This window comes from Pseudoalteromonas sp. SWYJZ19 (genome assembly GCF_015864375.1).
Classification (GTDB): domain Bacteria; phylum Pseudomonadota; class Gammaproteobacteria; order Enterobacterales; family Alteromonadaceae; genus Pseudoalteromonas; species Pseudoalteromonas arctica.
Map to the genome: position 1 here is coordinate 1 of NZ_JADYXI010000001.1, position 17050 is coordinate 17050.

The following is a 17050-nucleotide window of genomic DNA, read 5'->3' on the forward strand; positions in this document are numbered from 1 at the left end:
AAACACTTCTTTATATGCTGCGTAAAAATACAGTAATCAATTGAACCAAAATAGGAACTCAGCTATGGTTTGTTTATCAATAAAACAAATTTTAAAACGAGTTAATCTACAGGCTCGTTATAAAGCACACGGAGCGTGGAGTGTATATTCGAATTTTATTACTTAATGTCTTTTTCCTTTTAACAAGTTGTGCATTTGTTAATACAGAAATCTTAGACGAAGCAAGTATTTGTCTAACACCTAACTCCAATTATCAAATTGAAATCATTAATAGAGAGACCGTTACAGGTAGCCATCACACACCCTTCGATTATGGCAACAAATCAATTTCTGATCAGATTTATACTTTTCAGGTTTCTACCCTAAATGGGGATCTAGAATCCCATCAAGTAAAGTCGTGGTTAAACTCAAAAATTATAGTTGCTAAATCGGGAAGCTTAAGTATTACGAATAATAAGCTTACTATTAATCTTGATTTCGATGGGTTAAGGTTAAAAGGGAAGGCTTTGTTTTTTAAGGATAATATCAAGAAATGTGCAAGTGCTTTATAACAAGCCATTCAAGCAGGACTTTTAACAGTTGGTTAGGTTCCGCTTCGCTTCACATTATAACCAACAATTAAAAGCCTCTTAATGGGGCGTTGAGGCTGTAGAATTACTCTTTCTAGGAACGTATTCTACTATTTTCAATTGATTGCTTTTTAACCTTGAATCCATTCATTCGCTGTGATCTAATGGGAATTAACAAGACACCCAACCTAAATTGAATTAGATAAACTAGACATATATCGAAAATTAACAACAAAAAATTAACAAGACACCCATCCTAAATTTTGCTTTTTTTAAAATTAAAGACTACGTTTTAATTAGTGCAAAAAACAGGCAGGGTGTCTTATGGCAATTGCAAGAAAGCGTCAAGTAAGTTTGGTTGATACAAAATACTACCATTGTATTTCACGGTGTGTTCGTCGTGCATTTTTGTGTGGTGAAGACCGTTTTACTGGTCAATCTTACGAGCATCGTAGAGGCTGGGTTGAAGACAAACTACTTGTGTTAACAAAAGTGTTTTGTATTGACGTAGCTGCTTATGCCGTAATGAGTAATCACACCCATTTAGTACTGTATGTAGATGATAAGAAAGCAAACAGGCTGAATGATAAAGCGATTGTTATTCGCTGGCATAAACTCTGTAAAGGCACCGTACTTACGCAAAAATATGCACAAGGTGAAAAGCTAAGTAAAGTTGAACTCATCTTTTTCAATCAAACGGTTAAACAATACCGCGAACGCCTAGCAAGTATCAGCTGGTTTATGCGGTTATTAAATGAAGATATTGCGCGTAGAGCAAACAAAGAAGATAACTGCACAGGACGATTCTGGGAAGGCAGATTTAAATCGCAAGCATTACTAGATGAAGCAGCACTTGCAGCCTGTATGGCCTATGTCGATTTAAATCCCATTAGAGCTAAAATGGCTAACACACCAGAAGAATCAGACCATACCAGTGTACAAAGTCGCTTAACATGCGCGGCAGAAGGTAAACAACCAAAACAGTTACTACGTTTTGCTGGTATGCCTCGTCAGATTATGCCTAAAGGGCTGCCGTTTGAGCTTAAATCGTACCTTGAACTTGTTGAGTTAACAGGGCGAATAATACGAGAGGATAAACGCGGGCACATTGATAATATGAACCTTCCTTTGCTAGAAAGACTTAATATATCCCCCGAAAACTGGTTAAAACTCACCACACAATTTACGCGCGTATTCCATGGTGCAGTAGGTAGGCCCACTTCACAAGCAAGTTACTGTGAAAATTTAAAGCGGAAACGGCGATCAAATATTAGCAACTGCGAAAAGCTACTCGCATAATACTTAAGCTACTCAGTAAAACATTCAGTAAAAGTTAAAACTGGAATTTTGCAGTTATTTTTATGCGTGTAATTCAGGTTTAAGCATGCTAATGACTTATTTAACGGATGAAATAAAGTGACCCAGCAATAAAAGATAAATTCTGAACCGGAATGGCAAATTTAGTGGCACAGTTTTGTTTGTTCGATTAAGGTGGCTGTCAAGTTTGTATTTTCGTTATATATCAAGGGAGCTTTAAATTGGAATTTGAAATTTGGTACTTAGTCGCAGGTATTGCGATTCTACTCAATATTATTGTTTCAATATTTCTGGTGCGTCGTGATGATTTGGAAACCTTTCAAAAAGGTGCGCAAATATTTATTGTATAGCTGATACCATTTGTTGGGGCGCTAGCTTTATGGATCTTTTATCGGAGTCAAGATGATCCGTTTACTAAGAGTAAAGGTCCAAATATTAGGTCATCACATGATTATACAACTGGTGGTGATTAATAATTAGTATGACACCCATACTAATAAAGATAAACATGACACCCATCCTAAATTTTATGAAAAACACTAATAGATTGAACCAAAATAGGAACTCAGCTATGGTCTATTTATCAATAAAAATAAATAAAAAAACGAGTTAATCTACAGGCTCGTTAGGTGTACAAAATTGAGTTATGAGAAAGCGTATAAAATATCACTCATATTCTTTTTAATGATTATTCTTGTAGCAGTATTTGTAACACCGCAAGTCGAAGGTTATGGGGATTCAGTGGCAAGTGTTGCAATACTTGCTCTGTCAGGTCATTGGATTATTCATAATGTTATTGCTTTTAAATTTGGTCAAATAGATATTAAAGGCTTTATGGTAAACCGTACAAAAAATCCCAAATCGTTTGGATTAATACTTTTTTCAAAAGGTTTATTTTCAACATTATTTATATATCTGGTTTTGCGTTAAAGTATACTTAACAAGGCAAAGCAGTAGGACTAAAAACAGCTGGCCATTACTCGAGCCTCGCTATTTTGCCCAACAATTTTTAGCCTCTGTTTGAGGCGTTATATGTACAAGGAGAGTTCAGTTGATGCGTTACCTATTTTTACTGTTGCTAATACCTTTTTATTCTTTTGCCGAAATTAACCTTCCTCTGCAAAAAGAACTAATTGAAATGGAAATTGAAGATCAACATATTCGAAACAAAATAGGAAAAGCTGGATGGCAAAACCCGCCCAAAACACTCCTAGAACAAATGATGAAAATAGATGAAAGTAATACAGGAAAACTTAAAGCTATCATTAAAAAGCATCATTGGGTAACAAAAGATTTAGTTGGAGTTAAAGGAGTTGGAGCAGCATTTTTAGTCATTCAGCATTCACCTGATGTTGCATTTAAAGTAAAAATGCTTCCTTATTTAAAGCAATCATATTTGAATGGCGAAGGTGTTAGCGGACAACAAGTTGCTCTTTTAACTGATAGAGTTCTTATTGCACAAGGAAAGAAACAAATCTATGGTACTCAAGCTGACGTGAGTGAAGGTAAAGTTGTGTTTAGCCCCATAGAAGATGAAACTAATGTAGATAAACTGCGTGAAGAAATGAAGATGCCCTCTTTAGATTTTTACTTAAAAATAATGGAAAAAATGTACGGGATTAAAGAGCACCCTGAAATAGACTTGAATTAATCTACATATAACAACACGGCCTGAGGTGGACAGCAAGCGCTAAAGCTCTCTTTCCATCGCAAATTTTAACAGCGGTGATCCCTTACTTTTCAATGTAGTTAGGTAAGTTGATTCATCGTAGGGCGTATGTAGATTTAGACCCGACTTTACTTATCTAGTTCTTTTCTTAGAGGAAATAACAAAGGCACCCATCCTAAATTTTGCACATAAACACCAGTAATCCTTTTCAAAACGCCAATTAAAACCAACAGTAAACACTTCTTTATATTCTGCGTAAAAATACAGTAATCGATTGAACCAAAATAGGAACTCAGCTATGGTTTATTTATCAATAAAAACAAATAAAAAACGAGTTAATCTACAGGCTCGTTAGGTAATTCAATGAATACTGCCATCGATGAAGTCACAAATAATTACCAAGACTGGAGCTTAGACAAATTATCGTATGTGGATGGGTTACTAACACTGAACATTATCACTTATTTAGAAGATGATGCTCCCGTAAGGTTTATGGTTGTGTTTACAAATACCGTTTTATTCGAAACTTATGATGAAAGTAGCCATTTTCATGACTATCATCAAAACCGTGATTTGGGCGTCATCGGCGTATATTCTGATTCAAGCTTATTGGAGTATGCTCAAACTAAAACGAATACTTTCAGTTTAAACAACAATAAGCTGTTTCATTATTCAGTAATGACTACAAATGAAATCATTCATGTTTTAACAAATATTGAGCCTCAGGTGATAAACGTTACATAACAAAACGCGCTGAGGTGGGCGACTAGTAAAATTTGGCTATTAATTGTGGGAAGCTGAAAATAGTAAGTAAGATTTTAAAAACTTTATAACAAGGAACGTATATGAATTTATCTGAAGGCAAAACTATAATTGAATTTGAAATATCACAAACAGGCCACCAAATTATTGAAGCTAAAATTAATGGTAAATCGTTACGTTTTATTTTAGATAGTGCCGCTGGATCATCTGTTTTAGACCGTGCATGTCTTATTGAGCTTGGCATTGAAGAAACACTCAATGTTGAGAATGCAGCAGGTTTGGGGACTTCGGATCACGATATGGGCGATATAGAAGTTCATTCAATAGAATTAGGAAATGCCTTATTTGAGAGTCCTGATTTTGTATCACTTAATCTTGACCATGTACAAGTAGCAGATGGTGAAAAGGGAGTACATGGCTTATTAGGCTCTCCGTTTTTTATTCAATACCAAGCTGGTATCGATTTTTCAAAAAACAGGCTAGAGCTTTTTAATGAAAAAAAATTAAGTATCTAACCTAAACTTTGTTCTTTAGTAAATTTTAACTAGCGCACCATGTTTATAGGTTTGATCATGGCATGATGCGCCAGCTGTAATCGTTTACAATTTGTATTTTAAAGCTACTTTCCAAGTTCTTATCTAATAACTCTTATCTAATAACTCTTTTCTTATAATTTCAGCCCCAGCACTTAAGGCATTTAGTTTGCCGTTAGCAATATGGTGAGGTAGGGGAGCCATGCCGCAGTTTGTACACGGGTAAAGCTTGTCGGCATCTACAAATTGCAGTGCTTTACGTAGCGTATTAGCTACTTCTTCTGGCGTTTCGATAGTATGGTTTGCTACATCAATAGCGCCTACCATTACTTTTTTACCGCGAATAAGTTCTAGCAAATCCATTGGTACATGGGAGTTATGGCACTCTAGTGAAATAATATCGATATTAGATTGCTGCAGCTTAGGGAATGCTTCTTCGTACTGTCGCCATTCGCTTCCTAGTGTTTTTTTCCAATCTGTATTGGCTTTAATACCGTAGCCATAGCAAATATGCACGGCGGTTTCGCATTTAAGCCCTTCAATTGCGCGCTCTAAACAGGCGATTCCCCAGTCGTTTACTTCATCAAAAAATACGTTAAACGCGGGCTCATCAAATTGGATGATATCAACGCCTGCGGCTTCTAGCTCTTTGGCTTCTTGATTAAGAATTATGGCAAATTCCCACGCTAGTTTTTCACGGCTTTTATAGTGGTCGTCGTAAAGCGTGTCGATCATGGTCATTGGGCCTGGCAATGCCCATTTTATTGGTTGCTTGGTTTGCTTGCGTAAAAATTTAGCGTCTTCGACAAACACAGGTTTTTGACGGCTAACAGGGCCCACAACGGTGGGTACGCTTGCATCGTACCGGTCACGAATTTTTACTGTTTTACGTTTTTCAAAGTCAACGCCATTTAGGTGCTCTATAAATGTAGTTACAAAATGCTGCCTTGTTTGCTCGCCATCGCTAACAATATCAATGCCTGCTTGTTGCTGGTCGAATAATGACAAACGTAGGGCGTCGTGTTTGCCTTCAATTAATTCATCACCTTGTAATTTCCAAGGTGACCAAAGAGTTTCTGGCTCTGCAAGCCATAAAGGCTTAGGTAAACTGCCCGCGGTAGAGGTTGGTAATAATTTTTTCATAATAAATAATGCCGTATATTTTAGTTAATTATTAAACGTAGCGTTAAGCGCGTTATTTTTCGTTATTATTGGTTGTTACTATCAAGTGTTATGAAAGATAGCTACTAGAGAATTGCTCAAGAACCGTTTGGTATGGCTTGATAAAATGCTCTTGTGCAAACTTGCCTTGCTCGTTTGCTAACTTGCCGCGCTCTTCTCGGTCATACACAATTTGCGTTAGTGAATGATCCAAGTTTTTTAAGTTTGGTTTATATGATTTACCCGCTGTTGCGTTGGCATTATAAATCTCTGGTCTGTAGATTTTTTGAAACGTTTCCATTGTACTAATGGTGCTTATAAGCTCAAGATTGCTGTAATCATTCAGTAAATCACCAAAGAAAAACAATGCTAAAGGCGCTGCACTATTTAATGGCATAAAGTAACGTACCTGCAAGCCCATTTTTTTGAAGTATTGCTCAGTTAAAGACGATTCATTTGGCTCGTATTCAACACCAAGTACCGGATGTTGGTTTTCGGTGCGGTTGTAGGTTTTGTTATCTGACACACTCAGGCATATAACCGGTGGCTTTTTAAAGTTTTGTTTGTATGTATCCGAATTTACGAATGACTGAAATAGCTTGCCATGTAAAACCCCAAAGTCATCTGGAATACTAAATTGAGGCTTGCCTTTATTGTGCTCTTGTAGGAGTACGCTAAAGTCGTAGTCGCGCACATACGATGAAAAGTTGTTTCCTACAATGCCTTCAATGCGCTTATTAGTTTTATGATCAACAATATTTGTTTTTAATATTTCGATTGATGGAAAGCTTTCGCCGCCGTCTTCAATACCTATCTCAACAGATATAATTTCAAGCTCAACAGCATAACGCTCACCTTTGGTGTTATCCCAATGGGCTAGGGCATTAAAACGGTTGTTAATCATGTTTAAGGCGTTACGCAAGTTTGCTTTGCGGTATTCACCTCTGGCTAAATTAGCAAAGTTGGTTGTGATACGCGTATTAGTTGATGGATGATAATTTTCGTCGAGTGAAACGCTCTTAATATTAAATGTAAAATCTTTTTTCATCGTGTTTATATCCAATTTATAATTTAAACCTGATTGATGCTCTGCGCTTTATTAACCTTGCAACTTACTGTGCTGGTTTTGTTATTCAGCGGCTTTAAGTTGTTAGTAATAGTGTTTAGCGCTAAGGGATGAGTAATTTATACGTTGATTGGTATATGAAGAAAAACGGTTTAATTTCACATAAAACATGAGTCATATTCATTAATCATTATTGTTAGATGTGATTGCTTAGTAATTGATGACAATTAAGCATGAATCGATAGAAATAAAGGATGGATGTTCAGCCGTTTAGACTTCCTTTATTTCGGTGTGCACTTTATTCATGTTGAACATGAGGAATATTCAAAGAAGTTTTTTATAGCTATAACAGTGTATTAGCTAAGCTTTTAGCTGTTTACATCGTTGTTTATAGTAAATGTTATGACTATTTAAGCTTAAGTTAGCTATAAAAGTAGTTACTTCTGCTAGTCTAGTATTAAAAGGTAAACAGGCTTCTTAATAACTGCATAGCACTTAGGTATTAATAAAAGCGCTATAAATCATATTAATAACAATGTCAGTACGTTAAGTAAGTTATACTTATTTTTCATCACCTCACCTATCGAGTATTCGTGGATATCAAAGGCACTTGTATTGCATCAGTTACTGATGAGCATGGCCCGGTTTATGTATATCAAACAAAAAAGAATCTTATTCTCAGCTTTGACGGGAAAATTTATCAAAGCTGTATCAAATTAAATAATATTAACGGGTTAAGCTTAGCTTATACGCAAGCTATGATGGCTGCGCTTTTTTTTATACCGCACTTAAAAACCGCGATGATAATGGGACTTGGGGCGGGCTCTATAGCAAAAAGTCTTTATCATGCGTTTCCCGCACTGACTATACATACCGTTGAATACCGTAAAGCCGTTGCTGATATGGCTATAAAATATTTTGAAGTTCCTGTGTCAGAACGTTTGTTTATTCATATTGATAATGCGGCAAATTATATGAAAAAAACGCAGATAAAAACGGACGTAATTTTTTCTGATCTATATAGCTCAGAGGGGATGGAGTCAGACCAAGTGCAATCATCATACTTACGTGATTGTAAAAATGCGCTCACTTTTGATGGTGTACTCGTTCTTAATATTTGCCATACCAAAGTTGGGCAAAGAGAGGTATTTGACCAACTGCTTGATAAAGAGTTTGCAGGAAAAATTCTTAGTTTTGTAATTGAAGGTGGCAATAAAATTGTTTTTGCTTTTAATAATACAATGCCTTCATTCAATCAAGATGAGTTACTGGCCAAAGCTCACGCGTTACAAAAATTAATAAATGTACCAATGGACCGCTATGCCGATCTTTTATTTAATTGCGCTGAGCTTAAATAAGTAAAAACAACCTACTTTTTAGGATGATGCTATTTAATCGCTGTTTTTGTAATCAACTGTTAAATGGCTAGTTTTAAGCCCATCTATCTGCTGTTCATTTAAACTTGGTTAAACTAATCATATTCTGAATAAAAATAATAAAGTACATACCCGTGCGGAAATACTCATAAATGGATTATTGTAAAAATATAATTGCTAAATTTATAAGCGCAATGCAAAAGCGGCCTGGATTATTGGCTGTGATGTCATTTTTGTCGGGTGTTGCTAGCTTTGCACTGGTAGATAGAAAAGAGTCTTTTTCGCAATTTATTGCCATATTTTTGCTTGTTAGTTGGCTATGGCTGATTATTGATAACTGGCTACGTGACAAAGTTGAAGAAAAATTTGGTGTGGCTGTATCTCCTAATGTAATGCGTTTTGCTCTGCAAATGGTGCAACAAGAAAGCCTATTTTTTGCGTTGCCATTTTTTTTAGCGGTTACGCAGTGGGATCATCCTCAAGCAATTTTTACTTCCCTCATTGCTTTGTGTGCACTTATATCGGTAATCGACCCATTTTATTACAAAAAACTTGCCAGAAACCGCACGTTATTTACTGTTTTTCATAACTTTGCTTTATTCGTTGTTTTGCTTGTTACGCTGCCTATTTTATTAAATTTGACTACTAGCCAAAGTTTAGCCGCAGCTCTTGTAACGGCTGTAGTGGTTACTCTACCGAGTTTAAACAATTTAATGCCTAATGCACGCTGGTGGCGTTTTCCTATTCTTGTAGTGATTTTATGTGCCTTAAGCGCGTCTATTTGGCAATTAAGAAGCTACGTGCCGCCTGCAGCACTGCGATTAACCGATATTACGTTAGCTCATGAGGTTGATTTACAGCATAAAAAGCCTGTAGGGAGCATTAAGCAGTTAGATTCTTATACGCTACACCATCAAGGTTTATATAGTTGGACGGCTGTTAAAGCGCCAAGAGGTTTAAACGAAAAAATATTTCATGTATGGATACATAATAAAAAAGAGGTTGATCGAATTACGTTAAATATAAACGGTGGGCGAGAACTTGGTTATAGAGCATGGACTCACAAGGTAAACTTTCCTAAAGACTCTGTTGGTAAATGGCAAGTTAAAGTCATTACTGAGTCAGGACAACTAATAGGTTTAACGAAATTTACTGTTACACCTTAGTTAGCTTAATCGGCTGCAATTTAAATAACTAATTGATATAGTTTTTTCATAGCAAAGTAATGGATATAAATTATGAGTATTGCGTTTGAAATTTTTATTTGGCTAATAGTTGAAACGGGTTTGAGCTTTTTGTTTTACTCGACCGGGTGGCTGCTAGTAAAAGTGGTAACGTTTGGGCAGTATAAAAGCGAGTTTAAGGATTTTGCATCTTATAAAGCGAGTAAAGCTAGAAGAGTCGACTTAATCTTCTTACTCGGTTTTTGTTTTTACTTTGCACTCATTGCCGTTATGGCTTATTTGAGTCACTAAACTGGCTAACAAATTAGGTTAATTATTTTAAGAATAATAAGCAGCTTAATGAATTATTGCTGCTTATAGTTTTCCCCTTTACCGCACTTTTTTACACTTCCTACTTATACTTTTCCTGTTTTTGCAATAGGGAACACCTCACCGTGAGTACTATAACTATCATTTTAACTATTAAATTAAGTACCAGCTAGAGCATTGCTCGGTGCGTATATAGCTTTGGTTTGTTGGTTGAAATCCGAGCTAATTGCAACTTGTAGTTTATGGGTAATACTTAGTAAATACTTTAAAATCTAATAAATAAAACAATAAATGTGCATCCATTTATTGCGCTAATACGTTTTATAACAATACTATGCGCCACTTTTTACCATTTATGATGGTTTTGGACTTAATAAATGACTCACTATTTAAAATATGTATTTGTTATTACGACTCTAGCGGGAGTAAATACAGCTTACGCACAAGCAAAAACACAAGAGCACTATCAAGAGCTTGAAGTGGGTGTAGGCGGAAATATTAAGCATACTAATACTGACGTAAATTATAAAAATAAAGAGTTTGATTTACATATTCACCCATTATGGGAAAGCCGATATGTAACCGAAGGTCGAGATAACCTTGCCGGTAATGGTATTACATCAATTGCTACTGAGTTTAATTATAAAAACTTTGCGGTGATCCCTTGGGCGGCAAAAGGTATTAGTAGTGATTATTCAGAGCTTAATTTAAATGCTATTTATACCGCTCACTTATCTGAGCGGATAGAGATGTATGTAGGTTATAACTATATTAAAGCTCGTGAAGAAGGCATTGATGCTCACGATAATGAGCTAAGCCTCGACTTTGCGTATTTTTATGCAGACGATATTCAGTTGTTAAGTAGTGTTTATCATTCATTTGATGCCAGCGGTACATTTTTGGAGCTGGCAGTAAAAAAAGATTTTTATATTAACGATTTACTATCAGTAGATATTCAATCGGGCGTGGGGTTTAATGCGGGGTATGTTAATGATGGGCACAACGGAATTAACAACGTAAAGTTTACTGCAAACTTGTCGTATCAGCTTTTTAATCAGTTAGCCTTATACACATATACAAGCTATAGCATTGCAGTTAATAAAGATGAAAAACGCTTTGTAGGTGACGAGACACTTCGAAATATATTTTGGGGTGGTGTAGGGCTAAGTTATCAATACTAATCGAAACAGTTTAAATTAATTAGGTGCAGTAAATTTACTGCACCTAATACCAATCCGCAATAATACTTAATCATTTTGCGGGGCTAAACGTGTCGCTACCTGTGTTAAAAAACTTTCATTTACGACTGCATGGATGCAGAAGGAAGAGCAATGCAGGAGCAATTGCCGAGAACAACCAAATAGCGAATTTTTTGCCTAGCTATCAACACGTTTTTCTACCCTCAAAATAGATCACTTAATTAAGCGAATTGGTATAATAAAAAACCCACAACTCTTAACTATTAATTTATAAACTACTATTATGCTGCTTATTTTTAGGTTCGTGGCTGTCATTGCTGTCATTCGTTTTACTTTCTTTGTTATCAACTTTTTGAATGGGTTGGTTACGAACACACATTAAGTCATCAGCCATATATTGGCAGCTTCCTATATATAAGTCGTTATGCCCACCCTGATACTTACACGATTGTGACTTTTGCTTTTCAAAGCATGCTTTCACTGCTATTTGATTAAGTGGCTGAGAATGTGCTGCCGCATAACCACTTAAAAGTAATAATGAAGGAGCAAGTAAAACAAACAGTGACTTATATTTAATAGTCATAATTTTCTCAATGCTTTGGTGGTGGTTTATTGCCTGGCGGCGGGCCACCTGCTGCTCTTACTGACTCACCATGAAGGCAGCCAATAAACAAATTTTCGCTCGGGCTGGCAGCATGATAATGATAGCCTCTGGTTTCATCTGTTATACCACGGCATTCGCCGAGTGACTCTTCATTGCCTTGTGCATCTTTCATTGCGTAAATACCGTAACCGTCAACGGCATAACCTATTAAAGGGGCGTGTCCGTCAGTATTTGGAGCTGAATTGGTACATCCTGTTGTTGAATGATAGTGATAACCTTGGTGCAGGTTAATATGCCCACCGCAGTCGTCAAATGCTGCAATTGTATAACTGCCTAAAATAGCATTTATAGGTGCAGGGCCTGAAAGTTCAGTACCATCAAGCGCTATGCCCACGGTATGTAATCGGCTGGATTTTTTACTCACTATGGGTGTAGTCGGAATTAAATATGTAAGCGAAAAGTTATCTTCTAAATAAGATAGCTCGCATTCAATACAATTTTGTTTGTATTGTTCTTCTACATCTGGGCGTGCAGCACCTGAGCAAGATTCTTTTGTTGCTGTATAACGAACTTTATTTGTTTTTGCGTCATACAATACCCATTTTTCATCGCCGTAGTATTCATCTAGCTTAAGAATAAAGTCGCCAGTTAAGTCGACTAGCTCTCCTTTACCTTGTTTATCAAACCAAGTACCTGATACATCAGCTCCGTCTGTTGTGCTGCGAGGGCAAAATGGGCCAGGCTCTCTGCCTGCGGGTGCACCTGATGTAGTAAACTCATAACAGGTTGTTTTAGTACCTTGCTGGGTTTCACAATCAACAATTTTAGGCTCTGTAATAAAAGCCTCTTGTTTGAACATAGATAGGTTTATTGATTGATTCGCTTTTTGCGGCTCACTAAGTGGGCTACTGACTTGCTCGGTATTTTTGTTACTAGATGAGTCGTTGCAACCACTTAGAGTTAAAGCTGTTGCGGTAACAATGATTGCACATGCGCTATAATTTTTTAAGCCCATTACTGTATCCTTTTCGGTATAGGTTTTAGCGTACTTATACTGTGGCATATTACTGGCCAAATGTGTAAAAAGTATGCAAGCGAGTGAATTTAACACACGATGAAATATGTTTAACGGCGCGGTTGTTGCTAAATTTCAGTTTTAAATTTAATTATTATTGTGTTTTGAATCAATAAACAATGCGTATGTGTAATACACAATAACTAAAAATGTTAGTGTTTAGCTATCGTTCAAATACAGTTGAGAATTACATATGAAGTTTTTAGTATTTTTAGGCACGGTACGCGATAGTACACCACCAAAACCAGCTCGCTTAGGCTTAAGGGTTTCTAGGGCTTGTATAGAATGCTTAACAGAGCATTTTGGCGATCATGAGTTTGAGCTAATTGATACGTTGGACTTTCCTAGCGAAAACGTATTTAAACCACACTTTGCATACGCTAAAAGTAATGCACCTACAGAACTCACTCTATTAGCTGATAAAATTAAAGCCGCAGATGGATATATAATGATTAGCCCTGAGTACAATCACAGCATGAGTCCAGCCCTCGCTGACTTACTTAATCATTTTGGTAGCTCACTATTTTCGTATAAACCAAGTGCAATAGTAACTTACTCAGCAGGACAGTGGGGTGGCGTAAGAGCTGCCATTAGCATGCGTACTTTTTTATCTGAACTTGGCTGTTTGCCGGTATCGGCTATGATCCACGTGCCAAAAGCGCAAGATGTGTTTAGTGAGGATGGCAAACCTGTCGCAGGAGAGAGTCAATCATCGTGGTTTAATTATTTCTCACGCACGTTTGGCCAACTAATATGGTGGGCGCAGGCTGCTAAAGAGCATACCGAGGTGGTTGACCCACAAAGTTTGCTAAAAAGCTTTAAAACAGCTCCTTCTCAGCGCAATGCACCTTAATACCCGCTAACTAATTGTTTGGATTGATTATAGAAACATGGCTGCATAAAGTGGTATCATTAACGCTACATATTTTTAATAATGCATAATACCAATTCTCAATAATAGTTAATCAATTTAAGGGATTAAATCGCTAACTGCATTAAAAATTTTTGATATAGAACAACTCAATAACGAAATTTTTGCTTTGTTATCAACACGATTTTCTTGTCTCAAAATAGATTACTTAATTATGCGAATTGGTGTAAAAAACAAGGAAATTGTGTCTTGAAATATCTAGCCTTACTAAGTGTGCTAACGCTTAGTGCATGTAGTTCTGTTCCCCATAAAATTGAAATGAGCCAAAGTACGGCTGGAAATATGAACCTTATCGCTTTAACTGAGCAAAGTGCACCTAAGGGTGTTGCTGGCACTTACCAGTTTCATATTAAAGCGGCGGGAGCTCAGGGGAGTTGGTTGTATTTAAATACCGAAACTGATTATCGAGATAGGCGTTCTATTACGATATCAATACAGCCTAATGTGGTAGCAGAGCTTCAAAGTAAATACGGACAACCAGCAGACACCTTTTTTATTGATAAAACAATAGAAGTAACAGGCGAAGCTAAACGAGTAACTATCGATTTTATGAGCCGTGGTAGAGCCACTAATAAATATTATTATCAAACGCACATAGCTGTGTCATCAATTAAGCAGCTTCGTGTTATTAAAAGTTAGCAAAAAGCAATGAACTGTACTTATATACAGTTCATTGTAAAAGCTTACTTTGAGCTTTAACATTTACAATTAAATTTACTGTTCTGGCGCTATTTTAGCGCTGTTTTATTCAACGATTTCAAAACTCTTATTTAACCTATTGTAATCTCATTACATAAAACTAATAATTGGTTAGTTTTATAAGTTTGAGTACCTGTATTGAAAGCCAAAGAAATCCGCAACTTTTATATCAACGAAGAGCAATCTGTTTATTTGCTTTCGCACCGCGATGCTAAAAAACACCGCCAGTGGCTTAATATTTGTATTAAGCAGCTAACACTGCTGGGCTACAAAAACGTTGAAATGATTGGTTCAGGTGCTTTTGGTTTTGTGTTTGCAGGTGATGACGATAACGGCTTACCTTGGGTATTTAAGTTTTCGCGTATTACGCTTGCCCAAAGTGTACGTGACCGCCTAGAAGACGAAGCGTATATGCTTTCGCAAATTAATAACCCCTTAGTGCCTACCTTTTATGCATTCGAGCGAATTAAAAAACAAGGGATTTTAATGATGGCGCGCGCCATTGGAGAGGACCTTGAAAAAGTATCGCTTAAAACAGGGCGCTTTAGTGCCGCGCAAATAATGGCGCTAGCTGTTAGGTTACGTAATGTATTAATTGATTTACGCAGCCACAAAAACGGCATTAGCCCACAACCTATAGTGCATGGCGATATAAAGCCTTCAAACCTTGTTTGGGATGCAAACACTGATGCGCTGTCGTTAGTGGATTGGGGAAGCTCTGTGTATGCACAGCTCGATAGCGATGGTAACCCTGTTGCGAGTAACTTTATGGATTTAATGTCGGGCGATTTAAGTACAACTAATGCTCGTATGGGCGATGTGTACTTTATTGGTGAAGCACAAATGTCGGGGGAGCAGTCATCCCCACGATTTGACGAACAAGGTGTAGCCGCTACGTTGTATGCGTTAGCGTCGGCGCAGTCGTGTCGCTTTGGTGCGCAAGCCATCCCTGCAAGCAGCTTAGGGCTCCCAAAAGAACTGGCTAAAGTTATTGATGGCATGCTTTCTAAAAGTAAGGCACAACGTGATGGTGCCGGTGATTACTTTATGCGTAATATTACAACTATGGCTAAAGCGTACTTACCTGAGCTTGATAAAAAACAAAAAAAAGCAGATATTCCTTTTTGGTATGGCAAGGCCGAGCAGCCCGACACGGTGGTATATAGTTCACGAAAACAGTTTTTACGCCAGGCCGATCATAATCAGCAATTACTAGATATAAACGACGCGCAACTTGACCGTTATTATAAAGAGTTTTTGTTTGATACAGGCGATAACGAAAAAGCATTTTTAGCATCAATAAGCCGATTAGCTAAATACCCTGTTGTTGGTGGGCTCAGTTTTCATTGGAAGGATGAGTCGATGTTTGTTGAATCGTCTTTAATTATGCATGACGAATCATTGGGTGATGCGTTTAGTGATGCGATTAATAACACGGTGATGCTTGCGCAAGCGATTAATCAAAAAGGGTTATTTAAGTGTTGTTTGTTTGATGCCCGTAAAACCATTCAATTAGAGCGAGATGGCACGGGTGCATTTAAGTTTGATAGCCTACCAGAGCTTGAATACGAAGTTGTAAGCATGAAGGTAAACGACATAACCCGCCCGCATTCATACTTTGAAGACGGTAAAGACCCTGATGAGCAACTACAGCTACCTAAAAAAGTTATTAAGTGCGTATTTGAGCTTAACCAAATTCATCATACGGGGTGTATTATTTTTGAAGCACTGCCGGACAGAATGAAGATTCACCATTACTACCGCTTACTCGATTCGAGTAAAGAGGTTGAGTTTAAACGTTTGCTAAATAAACTAATGCAATACGCGGTAAATATTACGGACGTGGGTGTTGCGGGCTTTATGAAACTCCCATATAAAAACACCCGTGAGTTTAGTTTATGTGAGCAGCAAGAAGAGCATTACTTTCCTAAAAATCCTAAGCTTGTATCTTTATAGAAAGTACTTAAATTAAGAGTGCTGAATGAAAAGACAAAGATAAAAAAAGAGCATAAGTTTGTTTAACTTGTACTCTTTGCCACTTAATTATTAGGTAAGTATTACTAATTATTAAAACACCTTACTAAAGGGCGACGTTGGTGTTAGCTCAAATTGATGAGTAAGTTTTTGCGTTTTATTAGTCGCTGTTATTTGATAATGCTGCTTGTGCTCATTGTTACTAAATAGCTTAACGTTAAAGTTAACTTTAGTTAATTTACTGGGCAAAGAGTAGCGCCCAGTAATGGTTACTTGGTCTATATTGTCGCTTTTATGTGTATGCGACGCTTCTGGGTTTAGTAAAAGTCCGTCAATAGTAAATTTATACTGATGATCTGCTAAATAAACGTTCTTTTTAACTCGCTTACTTATTTGTTTTTTATGAGCATTAAACTCAACTATTGATACTTTGCCATCCTTATCTTCATCAACCCCTTTAAAAGCCGACATAGGGATTGAAAGCACAATAAACACGTTATTATCAACAAAATTCAGCGTACCGTGATCTGCAACCATTAAATGCGCGTTTGCTAAATTTGGCATAATCAACAAACCCAAAGTAGTCATACTCAGTAGACCTCTTTTTATATAAGGCATAGCT

19 protein-coding genes are annotated in these 17050 nt (G+C 36.9%); 14 read left to right on the forward strand and 5 right to left on the reverse strand.

Going from position 1 to position 17050, the window contains the following annotated elements:
• Positions 1 to 140: 140 nt before the first annotated feature.
• The 7 genes from I6F45_RS00005 (at position 141) to I6F45_RS00030 (ending at position 4832) form a co-directional block, all read left to right on the forward strand.
• Entirely contained in the window at positions 141 to 551 is a 411-nt protein-coding gene (locus tag I6F45_RS00005; RefSeq protein ID WP_197159390.1) for a hypothetical protein, read from the forward strand.
• Positions 552 to 893: 342 nt separating this feature from the next.
• The gene (locus I6F45_RS00010) at positions 894 to 1868 is read left to right on the forward strand and encodes a transposase (protein ID WP_197159391.1); all 975 of its coding nucleotides are present in this window, start codon (positions 894 to 896) and stop codon (positions 1866 to 1868) included.
• Positions 1869 to 2107: 239 nt separating this feature from the next.
• On the forward strand, positions 2108 to 2236 hold the full coding sequence (locus tag I6F45_RS21495) for a hypothetical protein (RefSeq protein ID WP_269435514.1): 129 nt from the start codon (positions 2108 to 2110) through the stop codon (positions 2234 to 2236).
• A 289-nt stretch (positions 2237 to 2525) separates the two neighbouring features.
• The gene (locus tag I6F45_RS00015; protein ID WP_231609578.1) at positions 2526 to 2816 is read left to right on the forward strand and encodes a hypothetical protein; all 291 of its coding nucleotides are present in this window, start codon (positions 2526 to 2528) and stop codon (positions 2814 to 2816) included.
• A gap of 124 nt (positions 2817 to 2940) precedes the next feature.
• A complete protein-coding gene (locus I6F45_RS00020; RefSeq protein ID WP_197159392.1) occupies positions 2941 to 3537 on the forward strand; it encodes a DUF6624 domain-containing protein in 597 nt (198 codons plus the stop codon).
• Between the two features lie 381 nt (positions 3538 to 3918).
• Positions 3919 to 4299, forward strand: coding sequence for a hypothetical protein (locus I6F45_RS00025; RefSeq protein WP_165728599.1), 381 nt, complete (start codon positions 3919 to 3921; stop codon positions 4297 to 4299).
• A 101-nt stretch (positions 4300 to 4400) separates the two neighbouring features.
• Positions 4401 to 4832 (forward strand): retropepsin-like aspartic protease, encoded by a 432-nt coding sequence (locus I6F45_RS00030; protein ID WP_197159393.1) that lies wholly within the window; start codon positions 4401 to 4403, stop codon positions 4830 to 4832.
• 123 nt (positions 4833 to 4955) lie between these two features.
• Here the strand turns inward: I6F45_RS00030 and I6F45_RS00035 are convergent, their stop codons facing one another.
• Both I6F45_RS00035 and I6F45_RS00040 read right to left on the reverse strand, forming a co-directional pair.
• Positions 4956 to 5993, reverse strand: a complete 1038-nt coding sequence (locus tag I6F45_RS00035) for a methionine synthase (protein WP_165739833.1) — start codon at positions 5991 to 5993, stop codon at positions 4956 to 4958.
• Positions 5994 to 6081: 88 nt separating this feature from the next.
• Entirely contained in the window at positions 6082 to 7059 is a 978-nt protein-coding gene (locus I6F45_RS00040; protein ID WP_165739835.1) for a DUF1852 domain-containing protein, read from the reverse strand.
• A 611-nt stretch (positions 7060 to 7670) separates the two neighbouring features.
• Between I6F45_RS00040 and I6F45_RS00045 the strand changes: the two genes are divergently transcribed.
• The 4 genes from I6F45_RS00045 to I6F45_RS00060 all read left to right on the forward strand — a co-directional run bounded on the left by I6F45_RS00045 (position 7671) and on the right by I6F45_RS00060 (position 11127).
• Positions 7671 to 8435 (forward strand): ATP-binding protein, encoded by a 765-nt coding sequence (locus I6F45_RS00045; protein ID WP_165739837.1) that lies wholly within the window; start codon positions 7671 to 7673, stop codon positions 8433 to 8435.
• A 170-nt stretch (positions 8436 to 8605) separates the two neighbouring features.
• Complete coding sequence (locus I6F45_RS00050; protein ID WP_165728604.1) at positions 8606 to 9619, forward strand: DUF5924 family protein; 1014 nt, start codon at positions 8606 to 8608, stop codon at positions 9617 to 9619.
• 72 nt (positions 9620 to 9691) lie between these two features.
• Positions 9692 to 9928 carry a hypothetical protein gene (locus I6F45_RS00055; protein WP_165728605.1) on the forward strand — a complete coding sequence of 79 codons (237 nt, stop codon included), beginning with the start codon at positions 9692 to 9694 and terminating at the stop codon, positions 9926 to 9928.
• A gap of 395 nt (positions 9929 to 10323) precedes the next feature.
• Positions 10324 to 11127 carry a hypothetical protein gene (locus tag I6F45_RS00060; RefSeq protein WP_165728606.1) on the forward strand — a complete coding sequence of 268 codons (804 nt, stop codon included), beginning with the start codon at positions 10324 to 10326 and terminating at the stop codon, positions 11125 to 11127.
• Between the two features lie 286 nt (positions 11128 to 11413).
• On the opposite strand, the gene I6F45_RS00065 is transcribed toward I6F45_RS00060, so the two are convergent.
• Positions 11414 to 11728, reverse strand: a complete 315-nt coding sequence (locus I6F45_RS00065) for a hypothetical protein (protein ID WP_165739838.1) — start codon at positions 11726 to 11728, stop codon at positions 11414 to 11416.
• Positions 11729 to 11735: 7 nt separating this feature from the next.
• A complete protein-coding gene (locus I6F45_RS00070) occupies positions 11736 to 12812 on the reverse strand; it encodes a YHYH protein (protein ID WP_231609579.1) in 1077 nt (358 codons plus the stop codon).
• 205 nt (positions 12813 to 13017) lie between these two features.
• Between I6F45_RS00070 and I6F45_RS00075 the strand changes: the two genes are divergently transcribed.
• The 3 genes from I6F45_RS00075 to I6F45_RS00085 all read left to right on the forward strand — a co-directional run bounded on the left by I6F45_RS00075 (position 13018) and on the right by I6F45_RS00085 (position 16410).
• On the forward strand, positions 13018 to 13677 hold the full coding sequence (locus I6F45_RS00075; protein ID WP_165739840.1) for an NADPH-dependent FMN reductase: 660 nt from the start codon (positions 13018 to 13020) through the stop codon (positions 13675 to 13677).
• Positions 13678 to 13944: 267 nt separating this feature from the next.
• Positions 13945 to 14394 carry a hypothetical protein gene (locus I6F45_RS00080; RefSeq protein WP_165728608.1) on the forward strand — a complete coding sequence of 150 codons (450 nt, stop codon included), beginning with the start codon at positions 13945 to 13947 and terminating at the stop codon, positions 14392 to 14394.
• Between the two features lie 198 nt (positions 14395 to 14592).
• Positions 14593 to 16410, forward strand: coding sequence for a protein kinase domain-containing protein (locus I6F45_RS00085; protein WP_165739842.1), 1818 nt, complete (start codon positions 14593 to 14595; stop codon positions 16408 to 16410).
• 111 nt (positions 16411 to 16521) lie between these two features.
• On the opposite strand, the gene I6F45_RS00090 is transcribed toward I6F45_RS00085, so the two are convergent.
• A complete protein-coding gene (locus tag I6F45_RS00090) occupies positions 16522 to 17046 on the reverse strand; it encodes a hypothetical protein (protein WP_165721876.1) in 525 nt (174 codons plus the stop codon).
• Positions 17047 to 17050 lie beyond the last annotated feature (4 nt).